At 69.9% G+C, this 13,083-nt stretch carries 12 protein-coding genes; 8 read left to right on the top strand and 4 right to left on the bottom strand.

Annotated elements, in window-relative coordinates; all coding sequences use genetic code 11:
- Window positions 1-55: 55 nt before the first annotated feature.
- Window positions 56-349 carry a WhiB family transcriptional regulator gene (locus HQ306_RS01760; protein WP_037183820.1) on the bottom strand — a complete coding sequence of 98 codons (294 nt, stop codon included), beginning with the start codon at window positions 347-349 and terminating at the stop codon, window positions 56-58.
- A 298-nt stretch (window positions 350-647) separates the two neighbouring features.
- Here HQ306_RS01760 and HQ306_RS01755 point away from each other — a divergent pair, with 298 nt between their 5' ends.
- The 3 genes from HQ306_RS01755 to HQ306_RS01745 all read left to right on the top strand — a co-directional run bounded on the left by HQ306_RS01755 (window position 648) and on the right by HQ306_RS01745 (window position 3,133).
- Entirely contained in the window at window positions 648-1,403 is a 756-nt protein-coding gene (locus HQ306_RS01755) for a hypothetical protein (protein WP_222627314.1), read from the top strand.
- A 136-nt stretch (window positions 1,404-1,539) separates the two neighbouring features.
- On the top strand, window positions 1,540-2,118 hold the full coding sequence (locus HQ306_RS01750; RefSeq protein ID WP_027503789.1) for a sigma-70 family RNA polymerase sigma factor: 579 nt from the start codon (window positions 1,540-1,542) through the stop codon (window positions 2,116-2,118).
- Entirely contained in the window at window positions 2,111-3,133 is a 1,023-nt protein-coding gene (locus HQ306_RS01745) for an anti-sigma-D factor RsdA (protein WP_222627312.1), read from the top strand. Before HQ306_RS01750 ends, HQ306_RS01745 begins: the two co-directional genes overlap by 8 nt.
- An 87-nt stretch (window positions 3,134-3,220) precedes the next feature.
- Here the strand turns inward: HQ306_RS01745 and HQ306_RS01740 are convergent, their stop codons facing one another.
- A complete protein-coding gene (locus HQ306_RS01740; protein WP_027503788.1) occupies window positions 3,221-3,625 on the bottom strand; it encodes a DUF5319 domain-containing protein in 405 nt (134 codons plus the stop codon).
- 287 nt (window positions 3,626-3,912) lie between these two features.
- Between HQ306_RS01740 and guaB the strand changes: the two genes are divergently transcribed.
- The 4 genes from guaB to guaA all read left to right on the top strand — a co-directional run bounded on the left by guaB (window position 3,913) and on the right by guaA (window position 10,089).
- On the top strand, window positions 3,913-5,379 hold the full coding sequence (guaB, locus tag HQ306_RS01735; RefSeq protein ID WP_027503787.1) for an IMP dehydrogenase: 1,467 nt from the start codon (window positions 3,913-3,915) through the stop codon (window positions 5,377-5,379).
- A 69-nt stretch (window positions 5,380-5,448) separates the two neighbouring features.
- Window positions 5,449-6,591 (top strand): GuaB3 family IMP dehydrogenase-related protein, encoded by a 1,143-nt coding sequence (locus HQ306_RS01730; RefSeq protein ID WP_027503786.1) that lies wholly within the window; start codon window positions 5,449-5,451, stop codon window positions 6,589-6,591.
- Window positions 6,592-6,671: 80 nt separating this feature from the next.
- On the top strand, window positions 6,672-8,462 hold the full coding sequence (locus HQ306_RS01725) for an FAD-dependent oxidoreductase (RefSeq protein WP_222627311.1): 1,791 nt from the start codon (window positions 6,672-6,674) through the stop codon (window positions 8,460-8,462).
- 28 nt (window positions 8,463-8,490) lie between these two features.
- Window positions 8,491-10,089 (top strand): glutamine-hydrolyzing GMP synthase, encoded by a 1,599-nt coding sequence (gene guaA, locus HQ306_RS01720; RefSeq protein WP_056442621.1) that lies wholly within the window; start codon window positions 8,491-8,493, stop codon window positions 10,087-10,089.
- A gap of 39 nt (window positions 10,090-10,128) precedes the next feature.
- On the opposite strand, the gene HQ306_RS01715 is transcribed toward guaA, so the two are convergent.
- Together HQ306_RS01715 and HQ306_RS01710 are read right to left on the bottom strand one after the other, a co-directional pair.
- The gene (locus tag HQ306_RS01715; RefSeq protein WP_056442488.1) at window positions 10,129-10,365 is read right to left on the bottom strand and encodes a hypothetical protein; all 237 of its coding nucleotides are present in this window, start codon (window positions 10,363-10,365) and stop codon (window positions 10,129-10,131) included.
- The gene (locus HQ306_RS01710) at window positions 10,355-11,626 is read right to left on the bottom strand and encodes a PspC domain-containing protein (protein ID WP_222627309.1); all 1,272 of its coding nucleotides are present in this window, start codon (window positions 11,624-11,626) and stop codon (window positions 10,355-10,357) included. Before HQ306_RS01710 ends, HQ306_RS01715 begins: the two co-directional genes overlap by 11 nt.
- Window positions 11,627-11,775: 149 nt before the next feature.
- Between HQ306_RS01710 and HQ306_RS01705 the strand changes: the two genes are divergently transcribed.
- Window positions 11,776-13,083, top strand: coding sequence for a sensor histidine kinase (locus HQ306_RS01705; RefSeq protein ID WP_374197716.1), 1,308 nt, complete (start codon window positions 11,776-11,778; stop codon window positions 13,081-13,083).

Here is a 13,083-nt window from a genome sequence, read left to right as displayed (position 1 = left end):
CGACGAGCGAGGCCCCATCGGACACTGTCCGGTGGGGCCTCGCTCGTTCGTGGGGTCAGGAGGCCAGACGGCGACGGTTGCGCCGCGCGAAGACCTCTCGCTCGGTCTCGGACATGCCGCCCCAGATGCCGTACGGCTCGCTCACGGCGAGCGCGTGGCTCCGGCACTGGGCGAGGACGGGGCACGCGCGGCACATCTCCTTGGCCTTCATCTCGCGTTGCGCTCGCGCTCGTCCTCGTTCACCATCGGGATGGAAGAACATCGACGAGTCCTCGCCGCGGCACGATCCGTGCATCTGCCAATCCCAGATATCGGCATTGGGTCCGGGAAGGTGATTGGGCTGGGGCATTGTGTACTCCTAGGACTCTCACGCACGGTCGTGAATTCTTCTGGTGCAGTTCACGATCTGTCGCAACCGTAGAGCCGGGCGAGTTTCACCGTCAACAGTCTCGATCGTGGTGATCTGCATACTCCGAGCAGGCATTAATTAACTCGGACGACACTTTTCTCTGGTGTCGAGCCGGTAGGGGAGTCCTCGTAATGTCCCTGTCACATCGTCGACAAGACACCGACACACTGTGCCCGGAAATGTCGTGACATTTCGTGTGTAAATTCCTGGATAACGCCCGAAGACTATTCTGTTTCCCGTGCAGTCCTCGTGTCCTCCCGTGCCCGGTCCGGACTCCCTGACACGGTTGTCGGAGGCCGTCGACGCCGGGGCCCGCGGGTGGTACGCCGCCTCGCTCACCCGGGCCCGGTCGCTGCGGCGCGACGCCGATCCGGCCGTGCGGTCCCTGAGCGCGAGCCTCGAGGGGTCGCTGCTGCGCCAACTCGGCCGCCACACCGACGCCGCGGTGCGTGACGGCGCGGCGCTCGTCGACAGCGGCTTCTCCCGTGGGACAGGTCCGCGCCGGGCGATCGACGTCGACGCCGCCGTGGACGCCCTCGTCGGTCTCGCCGCCGATGCCATCGGTCCCCGCCGCCTCGCGCGGGCCGACGTCCTCCTCGCCCGGGCGGAGTCGGTGCTCGCCACCCGGCCGGGCCACCAGCGAGTGTCACTCCGCGTGAAGTGGGTCCGGGCGGAGGTGGCGATGGCGTCGGGTGACGCGCGGCGCGCCCTCGACGCGGCGGAGGCATCCGTTCGGGCGGCACGGGAGTTCCGGTCGCCGCGGCACCTCGTCAAGTCCCGTGTGGTGCACGCCGCGGCCCTGCTGGTGGGGGGTGATCACGCGGGCGCCGCGACGGCAGCGCGCGCGGTGCGCGACGACGCCGTCGCCGCCGACCTGCTCCCGCTCGCGTGGGCCTCCGCCTGCCTGTCCGAAGCGTGCGGTGACCGCGACGCCGGCGCTGTCCGACGAGGGTTCGAGGTTGCGATCCGGTCACGCGGTGGGCAATTCTCGTGACCGAACCGTACGGTTCGGTCGAGCCGCGTCGGGCGGCGACTATCCTTGAGAGGTTCCGCACCGGGCCGTCGGGGACCGGGAGGAAGCGCGCTCGATTCCGGAGCGGGCCCGATGTGAGGTGGGAAACACTCTGACGATGATTGCCACGGGTGAGGGGCTGGACTCGGCCGTCGCCGCGGCTGCTCGCGGCGACCGAAGGGCTCTCTCCGTCGTCCTCGAAACCATCAGGCCGATCGTGGTCCGGTACTGCCGGGCGCGCGTCGGTGCAGGTGAGAGGGGTCAGCTGTCTGCTGACGACGTCGCCCAGGAGGTGTGCCTCGCGGTCATGACAGCGCTGCCGCGCTACGAGGACCAGGGCCGCCCCTTCATGGCGTTCGTGTACGGGATCGCATCGCACAAGGTCGCGGACGCCCATCGCAGCTCGTCGCGTAACAAATCCGAACCGATGGCCGATGTACCGGATGTCATGTCCATCGAGGACGGCCCCGAGCAACGGGCGCTGGATTCGGAGGCAGGACGCCGCATGAACGAACTGCTGTCGACGCTGTCGGAGAAGCACCGCGAGATCCTGGTGCTCCGGTTGGTGGTCGGGTTGTCGGCAGAGGAGACGGCCGCCGCCGTGGGTAGTACCGCAGGCGCCGTTCGTGTGGCGCAGCACCGGGCAATAGCGAAGCTGAAGAACGAAGTAGTGGGAGCAGGTGACAAGTATGGCTAGGGACTCGTGGCGCGGCAGCGCTGGAGATTCTCGGCTCGGCGCCTCCGGACACGGAGCCACCGGCCGCCCCGACGCCTCCGGCGCAGGTGGCGTCGATCCCCGAGCCGTCGACGACTTCGAGTCGTCCGGCCCCGTCGACATCATGGCCGTGCGCCGTGACGACGCGCTCATCGATGCGATCGCGAGCGACGGTCCCGTCGCGACCGTCGACTCCGACGAGTATCGCCTGGCCAGTCTGCTGGCCGAATGGCGTTCCGACATCCTCGCCGACCCGCTCCCCGAGAGTCCCGATCTCGATCAGGTCGCCGCGGCGATAGATCTCGCGCTGGCCGAGGACGCGCTGCACCGTCAGCGCACGCGGAGCCGGATGCGTTTCCTGCGCCCCGTCGCCGGTGCCGCGGCCGCCGTCGCGTTCCTCGCGGGTGGTGTCACGGCGTTCTCGTACAGCGCGATGCCGGGCGATCCCCTGTGGAAGGTGAAGGAGGTCGTCTTCACCCAGCAGGCCGATTCGACGGTCGCGCAGGTCGACACCACGTCGGCGCTGCAGGAGGTCGAGGATCTGCTCGCTCGTGGTGACGCGGAGACGGCCAAGACTCGTCTGGCCGAGGCCGCACAGCGCACGGAGAGCATCCGCGACGAGGACGAGCGTGCCCAGCTGCAGATGTGGTGGACGCGCCTGTCGGACGAGTTGGCGAAGCTGACAGCGCCGGCCGCCGTTCCGCCGCCGGCGTTGCCGACCACGCCGGTCACCACGGTGCCGACCGTGCCGCAGGACATCATCCCGGAGATACCCGTCGATCCGAGCCTGCAGCTCCCGCAGGTCCCGCTCCCGACGGAGATCCCGCAGCTGCCGACCGACATCCAGCTGCCGTTCCCGCTGCCGACGGACCTGCCGTTCTTCCCGCAGGCGCCCACCACCACGGTCACCGTCCCGCCGGAGATCCTGCGGGCACCGATGCCCGTGCCGTCGACGACGGCGGCGGTCACCCCGGACACGTCCGTGGTGCCCAACTGACCTCGAGTCACCGACCACGTGCACGACGAAGGCCCGCAGACACTGTCTGCGGGCCTTCGTCGTGAAGTGGTGTCGCGCGCCGACGCCCTAGGAGTCGTACCCGTCGCCCTGGAGCGCGTCGTTCATGGACGCGTCCGCGTATCCGCGGCAGTAGTCCCACGTGACGTACGCGTCGGGAATCGGGTCGTACGCGGGCTCGTGGGGACGCACCGTGCCGTCGACGAGAAGCTGCAGCAGGTTCGCGCGCAGCATGTCCCAGTCGTGGTAGTGGTCCTGCTGGCAGTCCTCGCAGCACACGACGAGGCCTCGCACGCCGCGGTGGGCGAGCAGTGCCTCGTAAACGGCGAGATCCGCGAGATCCTCCTCGACCGCCAGGCGTTCCTGGGGATCGAGGGGCTGTCCGGGCTCGATGGCGTCGAGGGCGGCCGAGGGGTCGGCTGGATCGCCGGCGAAGGGATCCGGCGGCAGACCTGGAGGCAGTTGATCGCGCACACGTCCACGGTACGCAGCAAGTGCCGGTCTGCGCCAGCGCTACACGGCTCCGCGGGGGTCCGGCGGCCTCCGGCGCACGGGGTGACCTGCGCCGGGCGGGGGACCGATACGATGTACCGCGAGCGGACGAGGGAAGTCCCCGGCTCGCACATCGATCGACCGCAGCTCAGGAGGGCCCGATCCGTATGAGTACCCCCGACAGGCCCGTGACCGCCGCAGAGGACTCGACCGCCCGCGTCGAGGCGACCCGTGTCCGCACCGGTGGCGACGACCCGAACAAGGTTGCCATGCTGGGCCTCACCTTCGACGACGTTCTCCTCATACCCGCCGCATCGGATCTCATTCCGAGCAAGGTGGACACGTCCAGCCAGCTCACCCGCGAGATCCGGCTGCGCGTCCCCCTGGTGTCCAGCGCCATGGACACCGTCACCGAGGCACGCATGGCCATCGCCATGGCCCGCGCCGGCGGTATGGGCGTCCTGCATCGCAACCTGTCCGCGGCCGATCAGGCGGCGCAGGTCGAGGTGGTCAAGCGGTCCGAGGCCGGCATGGTCACGGATCCGGTGACGTGCTCGCCGTCGGACACGCTCGCCGAGGTCGACGCGCTGTGCGCCAAGTTCCGCATCTCCGGCCTGCCCGTCACCGACGAGCGCGGCGAACTGGTCGGCATCATCACCAACCGCGACATGCGGTTCGAGGTCGACCAGAACCGCACCGTCGCGGAGGTCATGACCAAGGCTCCGCTGGTCACCGCGCGCGAGGGTGTCACGGCCGACGCCGCGCTGGGCCTGCTGCGTCGTCACAAGATCGAGAAGCTGCCCATCGTCGACGGACACGGCCGGCTCACCGGTCTGATCACCGTCAAGGACTTCGTCAAGACCGAGCAGCATCCCTACGCCACCAAGGACCGCGACGGTCGCCTGCTGGTCGGTGCCGCCGTCGGCGTCGGCGACGACTCCTGGTCCCGCGCGATGCTTCTCGCGGAGGCAGGGTGCGACGTGCTCGTCGTCGACACGGCGCACGGTCACAACTCCCAGGTCCTCGAGATGGTCAGCAAGATCAAGGCCGAGGTGGGCGAGCGTGTCCAGGTCGTCGGCGGCAACATTGCCACCCGCTCGGGAGCGCGCGCCCTGGTCGAGGCGGGTGCGGACGCCGTGAAGGTGGGCGTGGGTCCCGGTTCCATCTGCACCACCCGCGTCGTCGCCGGCGTCGGTGCCCCGCAGATCACGGCCATCCTCGAGGCGGTCGCGGTGTGCAAGGCCGCCGGTGTGCCCGTCATCGCCGACGGCGGACTGCAGTTCTCGGGTGACATCGCCAAAGCTCTCGCCGCCGGCGCCTCCACCGCGATGCTCGGATCCTTGCTCGCGGGCACCGCCGAGTCGCCCGGTGAGCTGATCCTGGTGGGCGGCAAGCAGTTCAAGAGCTACCGCGGCATGGGTTCGCTGGGCGCCATGCAGGGACGCGGCGCGACGAAGTCCTTCTCCAAGGACCGCTACTTCCAGGACGACGTGCTGGCCGAGGACAAGCTGGTGCCCGAGGGCATCGAGGGGCGCGTGCCGTTCCGAGGCCCGCTGTCCCAGGTCATCCATCAGCTCACGGGCGGACTGCGGGCCGCGATGGGCTACACGGGGTCGAACTCGGTGGAGGAGCTGCAGGAGGCGCAGTTCGTGCAGATCACCTCTGCCGGACTCAAGGAGAGCCACCCGCACGACATCACGATGACCGTCGAGGCACCGAACTACACTGCCCGCTGACTCGATTCCGGCCGGAGTCGAGCGCCTCCCGACCCACGAGGTCCGGGAGGCTTACGAGAGAGGACGCGCGTGCGCGACCTGGTGGAAATTGGCATGGGCCGCACGGCTCGACGGACGTACGAGCTCGAGGACGTGGACATCGTCCCGTCCCGGCGTACCCGGTCGTCGAAGGAGGTGTCGACGGCATGGCAACTGGACGCCTACCGCTTCGACATCCCGATCGTCGCGCACCCGACCGACGCGTTGGTGTCTCCGTCGTTCGCGATCGAGCTGGGCAAGCGCGGTGGCCTCGGCGTCATCAACGGTGAGGGCCTGTGGAGCCGCCACGCCGACGTGGAGTCGGTGATCGATCAGCTCGTCGAGCTCGCGGAATCGGACGTCGACGCGGACGCGCCGGTGAAGATGCTGCAGAAGCTTCACGCCGCACCCCTGCAGCCGGATCTGCTGGCCGCCGCCGTCGCGCAGGTGCGGGAGGCCGGTGTCACGGTCGCCGTGCGGGTCAGTCCCCAGAACGCACGGTCGCTGACTCCGGCACTGGTGGCCGCGGGCATCGACCTGTTGGTCGTGCAGGGCACGATCATCTCCGCGGAGCACGTGGGGCACCCGAGCGAGGAACCGCTCAACATGAAGACGTTCATCGCCGAGCTCGACGTTCCCGTCGTGGCCGGCGGCGTGAGCGACCACCGCACCGCCCTGCACCTGATGCGGACCGGCGCCGCGGGTGTCATCGTCGGCTACGGATCCACCGAGGGTGCCACGACCACGGGCGAGGTCCTCGGTATCGGTGTCCCGATGGCCACCGCGATCGCCGACGCCGCCGCCGCCCGTCGTGACTACCTGGACGAGACCGGCGGCCGGTACGTGCACGTGCTCGCCGACGGCGGGATCTCGACATCGGGTCATCTCGCGAAGGCCATCGCCTGCGGTGCGGACGCCGCCGTGCTCGGCGCACCGCTCGCCCTGGCCGACGAGGCTCCCGGCCGCGGCTGGTACTGGCCGTCGGCAGCGGCGCACCCGTCGATGCCGCGCGGTGCGTTCCTGCCCGTGTCGTTCGGCGAGGACCGTCCGTCGCTGGACCGCGTCCTGTCCGGTCCGTCGACGGACCCGTTCGGTTCGCTGGACCTGGTCGGCGGCCTGCGACGGTCGATGGCCAAGTCGGGCTACTCCGATCTCAAGGAGTTCCAGAAGGTGGGCCTCAACATCCGCGGATAGTCGCGACCAGTTCCTGTCACCCGGATTCACACGTACGGTATCGTGGTGCCGATCACGTCCGGGTCTATCAGGAGGTCTCGATGAGCGACGCAACCACGACGAGCACCACCCCGCACTACGACGTCCTCGTCGTGGGGTCCGGCTTCGGTGGCAGTGTCACGGCGCTGCGGCTCGTCGAGAAGGGGTACTCGGTCGGCGTTCTCGAGGCCGGGCGTCGGTTCGAGGACGACGACTTCGCGGCGACCAGCTGGGACCTGAAGAAGTTCCTCTGGGCGCCGAAGCTGGGCTGTTTCGGCATCCAGCGCGTCCACCTGCTGCGTGACTGCCTCATCCTGGCCGGCGCCGGTGTCGGCGGCGGGTCGCTGAACTACGCCAACACGCTCTACCAGCCGCCGCGGACGTTCTTCCAGGACCAGCAGTGGTCGCACATCACCGACTGGCACTCCGAGCTGACGCCGTTCTACGAGCAGGCGCAGAAGATGCTCGGTGTCGTGCAGAACCCGCACATGACCCCGGCGGACCACGTCATGAAGTCCGTCGCGGACGACATGGGCGTCGGCCACACCTTCATCCAGACGCCCGTCGGCGTGTTCTTCGGCGACGAGCCCGGCAAGACGGTGCCCGATCCGTACTTCGGCGGCATGGGCCCGGACCGCACCGGCTGCATCGAGTGCGGCGAGTGCATGACGGGCTGCCGCCACAACGCCAAGAACACGCTGCTCAAGAACTACCTCGGCCTCGCGGAGAAGGCCGGCGCGGACATCGTGCCGATGACCACCGTCACCGACCTGACGCCGCGACCGGACGGTTCGTGGGTCGTGTCAACCGAGCGGACCGGCGCGCGCCTGCGCAAGGGCCGTGCCACCTACACCGCGGGGCACGTCGTCCTCGCCGCCGGCACGTGGGGCACCCAGCAGCTCATGCACAAGTTCCGCGACACGGGTTCGCTGCCGAACCTCTCGCCCACGGTCGGGCGCCTGACGCGCACCAACTCGGAGTCCATCGTCGGCGCGGGCAAGCTGACCTACGACCCGTCGATCGACCTCACCCGCGGTGTCGCAATCACGTCGTCGTTCCACCCCAGTGCGGACACGCACATCGAACCGTGCCGCTACGGCAAGGGCTCCAACGCGATGGGCCTGCTGCAGACGCTCATGACGGACGGCGGCGGCCGCACCCCGCGGTGGCTCAAGTTCCTCGCCGAGGTGGTCAAGAACCCCGTCCGGTTCCTGCGCATGATGAACACGCGGCACTGGAGCGAGCGCACCATCATCGCGCTGGTGATGCAGAACCTCGACAACTCCATCACCACCTTCACCAAGCGTGGTCCGTTCGGGCGTCGTCACGTCAGCAGCCGGCAGGGACACGGCGAGCCGAACCCCACGTGGATCCCGATGGGCAACGAGGCCACCCGGCGCATCGCGAAGAAGATCGACGGGATCGCCGGCGGGACGTGGGGAGAAGTCTTCAACATCCCGCTCACCGCCCACTTCCTCGGCGGCTGCGTCATCTCCGAGGACGTCGAGAACGGCGTCATCGACCCGTACCACCGCGTGCACAACTACCCGACGCTGAGCATCGTCGACGGCTCGTCGGTGTCCGCCAACCTGGGCGTCAATCCCTCGTTGACCATCAGCGCGCAGGCCGAGCGGGCCGCGTCGCTGTGGCCGAACAAGGGGGAGAAGGACCTTCGGCCCGCGCAGGGTCTGCCGTACGAGCGCATCGAACCCATCGCACCCCGCAGCCCGGTGGTTCCCGCGCACGCACCGGCGGCGCTCGTGCTGCCCATCGTCGAGATCCGGACGCCGACGAGTACGCCGCCGTCCTCGACGCGGGTCGCCAGCCACGCGGGCAGCACCGGCGCGGCATGAGGGCGGACGCGCTCTCTAGACTGTGCGCGTGACCGATTCCCCGCAGCAGGATCCCGTCCCGCCCCTCGAGAACGCGAATCCGGTGCTCGTCGTCGACTTCGGCGCGCAGTACGCCCAGTTGATCGCGCGGCGCGTCCGTGAGGCACGGGTGTTCTCCGAGGTCGTGTCACACACGATGACGGTCGACGAGATCGCGGCGAAGAAGCCCGCGGCGATCGTGCTGTCCGGTGGTCCGTCGAGCGTCTACGCCGAAGGTGCGCCGCAGCTCGATCCGGCGCTGTTCGACCTGGACGTCCCGGTCTTCGGTATCTGCTACGGGTTCCAGGCAATGGCGGGCGCGCTGGGAGGCACCGTCACCCACACGGGCACCCGCGAGTACGGGCGCACCGACATCGACGTCTCCGGCGGGACGCTGCACGACGGGCTGCCGTCGACGCAGCCCGTGTGGATGAGTCACGGCGACGCCGTCACCGAAGCTCCCGAGGGCTTCGAGGTCGTGGCGACCAGTGCCGGCGCCCCCGTCGCCGGCTTCGAGAACCGGGCACGACGCCTCGCCGGGGTGCAGTATCACCCGGAGGTCCTGCACTCCCCGCACGGTCAGCAGGTGCTGTCCCGGTTCCTGCACGACATCGCCGGCATCGCGCCGACGTGGACGGCGGCGAACATCGCGGACGCGCTGGTCGAGCAGGTGCGCGAGCAGGTGGGCGACGGCCGGGCCATCTGCGGTCTCTCCGGCGGTGTCGACTCCGCGGTCGCCGCGGCGTTGGTGCAGCGCGCGATCGGTGACCGCCTGACGTGTGTGTTCGTCGATCACGGACTGCTGCGAGCGGGAGAGCGCGAGCAGGTCCAGCAGGACTTCGTCGCCGCCACCGGCGCCCGATTGGTGACGGTGGACGCCGTGGACACCTTCCTGCGCGAGCTCGACGGCGTCTCGGATCCGGAGACCAAGCGCAAGATCATCGGCCGCGAGTTCATCCGATCGTTCGAGGGTGCGGTGAGCGCGGAACTGGGTGACAGTGCGGCGCACGGGGAGTCGATCGACTTCCTCGTCCAGGGCACGCTCTACCCGGACGTGGTCGAGTCCGGCGGCGGGAGCGGTACCGCCAACATCAAGAGCCATCACAACGTCGGCGGTCTGCCCGAGGATCTGCAGTTCTCGCTCGTGGAGCCGCTCCGGCTGCTGTTCAAGGACGAGGTCCGCGCCGTCGGCCGGGAGCTCGGCCTGCCCGAGGAGATCGTGGCGCGGCAACCGTTCCCCGGCCCGGGTCTGGCCATCCGCATCATCGGATCCGTGACGCCCGATCGCCTGGCGACGCTGCGCCATGCCGACGCCATCGCCCGCGAGGAGCTGACGATGGCGGGTCTGGACTCCCAGATCTGGCAGTGTCCCGTGGTGCTGCTCGCCGACGTCCGCAGTGTGGGTGTGCAGGGCGACGGCCGGACCTACGGTCATCCCATCGTCCTGCGTCCGGTGTCGAGCGAGGACGCGATGACCGCGGACTGGACCCGGCTGCCGTACGACGTGCTCGAACGGATCTCCACTCGGGTCACCAACGAGGTGCGCGAGGTGAACCGGGTGGTGCTCGACGTGACGAGCAAGCCGCCGGGCACCATCGAATGGGAGTGAGCCCGGCGGCGGACCGCCTGCGGTCGAACGGCGAGAGCTCTACTGCGAGCGGGACTTCCGGCGCCTGACGGGTGCCAGGACGAGGACCACGCCGACGACGATCGCGGCGATCACCAGGGTCCAGCCCGACGCGGCGCCGGCGACGATCGCGGTGGGGTCCGCGCCGACGAGCGTCGGGATCGCCAGCAGCAGTGCCGCCACACCGGCGATCAGCAGGACCGGTGAGGGTCCGCGGCGATCGGTACCGCTCGTGTCGTGTCCGGTCTCATCGGTCACGGTGCACCTCCAGATTTCCCAGCGCAGTGCTGGCCTCGATGGTCAGGGTCGGTCCTGCCGTCCCGTCGGATCCGCCGTCGACCCCGCCGGCGCCGATGCAGTTCGCGTTGCCGACGGCGCTACTGCAGTCGGTGACGACGTTCATGGTCGGTGACAGCAGGATCTCGGTGTTGCCGACGGCCTTCTCCACGGTCACGGTGCGGTCCTCGGTGAGGTCGAGCCCGCGCAGGTCGAGGACGAAGTTCCCCACACCGGACTCGTACGAGGGCGCCAGCGCAGCCATCGACGTGGGCGCGATCGTCACGTTGCCCATGTTCGGTGACTCGACACCGCGCAGGTCCTGCACGTCGACCAGGGACGACACGAGGACGAACCCGGCGAGCGGAGCCGCCAGAACGAGCAACCCGTAGCCGCGCCGTAGGAAGGCGCCGATGATCAGTCCGATGCCGACGACGGTCAGCGCCACCGCGCCGACACGGGGAGCGGTCACGACGGCGGCGCCCGTGGCGGCGCCGATGCCGATGGTCACGGCGGACGCGATGATGGCGAGGCCGATCACCGTGGACGTCAGGTGCGACTTCCGTGTCGGTGCGGGGATCGGGAGAACGGGGCGACCAGGTTCGGGGAGGTCCCAGGCGAACGGAGCGACCCCCAGCGGATCCCAGCTCGGCGGCGGCGGAGCGGACTGTGTGTCCGGGGTGTCGTTCGAGAACGAGACGGGCGCGGGGTGTGCGGCGGCCGGTTCCGGGACGTATTGGTCGGGAAGCGTCGAGTAGGCGTTCCACTGCTGCGCGGCCGGCTCGTGCGCAGACAGGGGAGCGCCGGCGAGCTCGGCCGGTGTCGGCGCGTTCGGAGTCCGACGGAACAGCAGGTACAGGGCCCCCAGCATGGCGATCGTGGACACCAGCCCCGATCCCATTCCGAGTGGTCCGACCGTGAGGACCGAGATGACGAGAGCGACGGACAGCACCACGGCCGTCGTGTGGGACTCCGACGTGCGGCCGCGGCCGAGCAACGACTCCGCCGGCGACACGACGTCGCCGCGGCGCGGAAGCACCAGCCACGCAGCGAGATACAGGACCAGGCCGGATCCGCCGAAGAGGGTGGAGACGACGAACGCGACACGGACGAGAACGGGGTCGACTCGGTAGCGGTGGCCGATTCCGGCCGCGACACCGGCGCCGGGGCCCTGATCGGGCAGGCGCACGGGTCGGGTTCGCCAGATCTCGGACAGCTGGGCGGACGCGGTGGCGTGGGTCATGGATACATCCTGGGCTGCCGGGGCGCCCCGGCACATCGGGGCGAACCCTGATTTCGCCGGTGTCCGCGCGTCGCTCGACTCGACCGAGATGGGGGAGAACCCCGATACCGCGGAGCCGTGAGCCGTGCCAGTATCGAGGCGTGTCCACCCTGCCCGCACAGCCTCCGCACACGCGGGAGCCTCCCGGCCGTCCGCCGTTGCCGACGCCGGCGCTCCGCCGCCGTGCGGCCGGACGTGTCGTCGGCGGTGTCGCCGGCGGTGTCGCCGATCACCTGGACGTCGACGTCTTCCGGGTGCGGGTCGTCTTCGCGGTGCTGTGCGCCGCGGCCGGCGCCGGTGCTGTCGCCTACGGACTGCTGTGGATCTTCACCTCCGCGGGTACCGACGTCCGCAGGCCGGACCGCTCGGAGAAGCGTCGCGCGTATGGGCTGATCGCCCTCGGGATCGGCGGCGCCGTCGCGCTGGGGTCCGGGCTGACGGGCAGCTCGTCCACGATCATCGCCCCTGTCGTCGTCGTCGCGCTCGGCGCCGCGCTGGTGTGGCGGGAGTTCGACGCGGCCGGGACCCGGACGGCGGACACCCGGCCTCGGCACGCACGCACGTCGGTACTCGGGTGGGCGCGCATCGTCGCCGGGGTCACGCTCGTGATCATCGGGCTCTGTGTCGTGCTCGTCGCCCGCGTGGACGTGCGGGCGCTGCAGTCGTCCCTGCTCGCCGTCGTCGTGACGCTGGTCGGGGCGGTACTGCTCACCGTCCCGCTCTGGATGCGGTTGTGGCGCGCGCTCGGTGACGAGCGCGCGGCACGCATCCGGAACGACGAACGCGAGGAGATCGCGTCGCACCTGCACGACTCAGTGCTGCAGACCCTCGCCCTGATCCAGAAGCAGTCCACCGACTCCGCCGAGGTGATGCGCCTCGCGCGCAGCCAGGAACGAGAGCTGCGCAAGTGGCTGTTCGGGGGAGACCGGGACGACCACGCGTCTCTCGTCCGCGCGTTGGCCACCATCGCCGGTGAGGTCGAGGACCACTACGGTGTGACCGTGGATCCCGTGACCGTGGGCGACGTGGCCCTGGACGAGCCGGTCGAGAGTTCGGGGTTGAACCGTGAGGTCGCCACCGCTCTGCTCGGAGCCACGCGCGAGGCACTCGTCAACGCCGCCAAGCACTCCGGGGTGACCTCCGTCGACCTGTACGCCGAGGCGGGCTGCGACACCGTCGAGGTCTTCGTCCGCGACCGCGGGTGCGGATTCGATCCGTACAGCGTGCCGCAGGATCGCCAGGGCCTGGCGCGCAGTGTGCGGGCACGCATCGAACGCCGCGGCGGCTCTGTGCGGGTGCGGTCCGCACCCGGGCAGGGTTCCGAGATCCACATCTGTGTGCCGCGGGTGCGCGGCACGGGTACCGCCGGGCACGCGGACTCCGTGCCCGACACCGCGAGAGAGGAACGGTCCGCGTGA

The sequence above is a fragment of the Rhodococcus sp. BP-160 genome (assembly GCF_019836205.1).
Taxonomy (GTDB): Bacteria; Actinomycetota; Actinomycetes; order Mycobacteriales; family Mycobacteriaceae; genus Rhodococcoides.
This window is presented reverse-complemented; position numbering and strand designations above follow the sequence as displayed.

Excerpts from the sequence above, each read along its gene's own strand:
- HQ306_RS01760 (WP_037183820.1), bottom strand. The coding sequence starts at position 349 with ATGCCCCAGCCCAATCACCTTCCCGGACCCAATGCCGATATCTGGGAT.
- HQ306_RS01745 (WP_222627312.1), top strand. The coding sequence starts at position 2,111 with ATGGCTAGGGACTCGTGGCGCGGCAGCGCTGGAGATTCTCGGCTCGGC.
- guaB (WP_027503787.1), top strand. The coding sequence starts at position 3,913 with ATGCTGGGCCTCACCTTCGACGACGTTCTCCTCATACCCGCCGCATCG.
- HQ306_RS01750 (WP_027503789.1), top strand. The coding sequence starts at position 1,540 with ATGATTGCCACGGGTGAGGGGCTGGACTCGGCCGTCGCCGCGGCTGCT.
- HQ306_RS01710 (WP_222627309.1), bottom strand. The coding sequence starts at position 11,626 with ATGACCCACGCCACCGCGTCCGCCCAGCTGTCCGAGATCTGGCGAACC.
- HQ306_RS01725 (WP_222627311.1), top strand. The coding sequence starts at position 6,672 with ATGAGCGACGCAACCACGACGAGCACCACCCCGCACTACGACGTCCTC.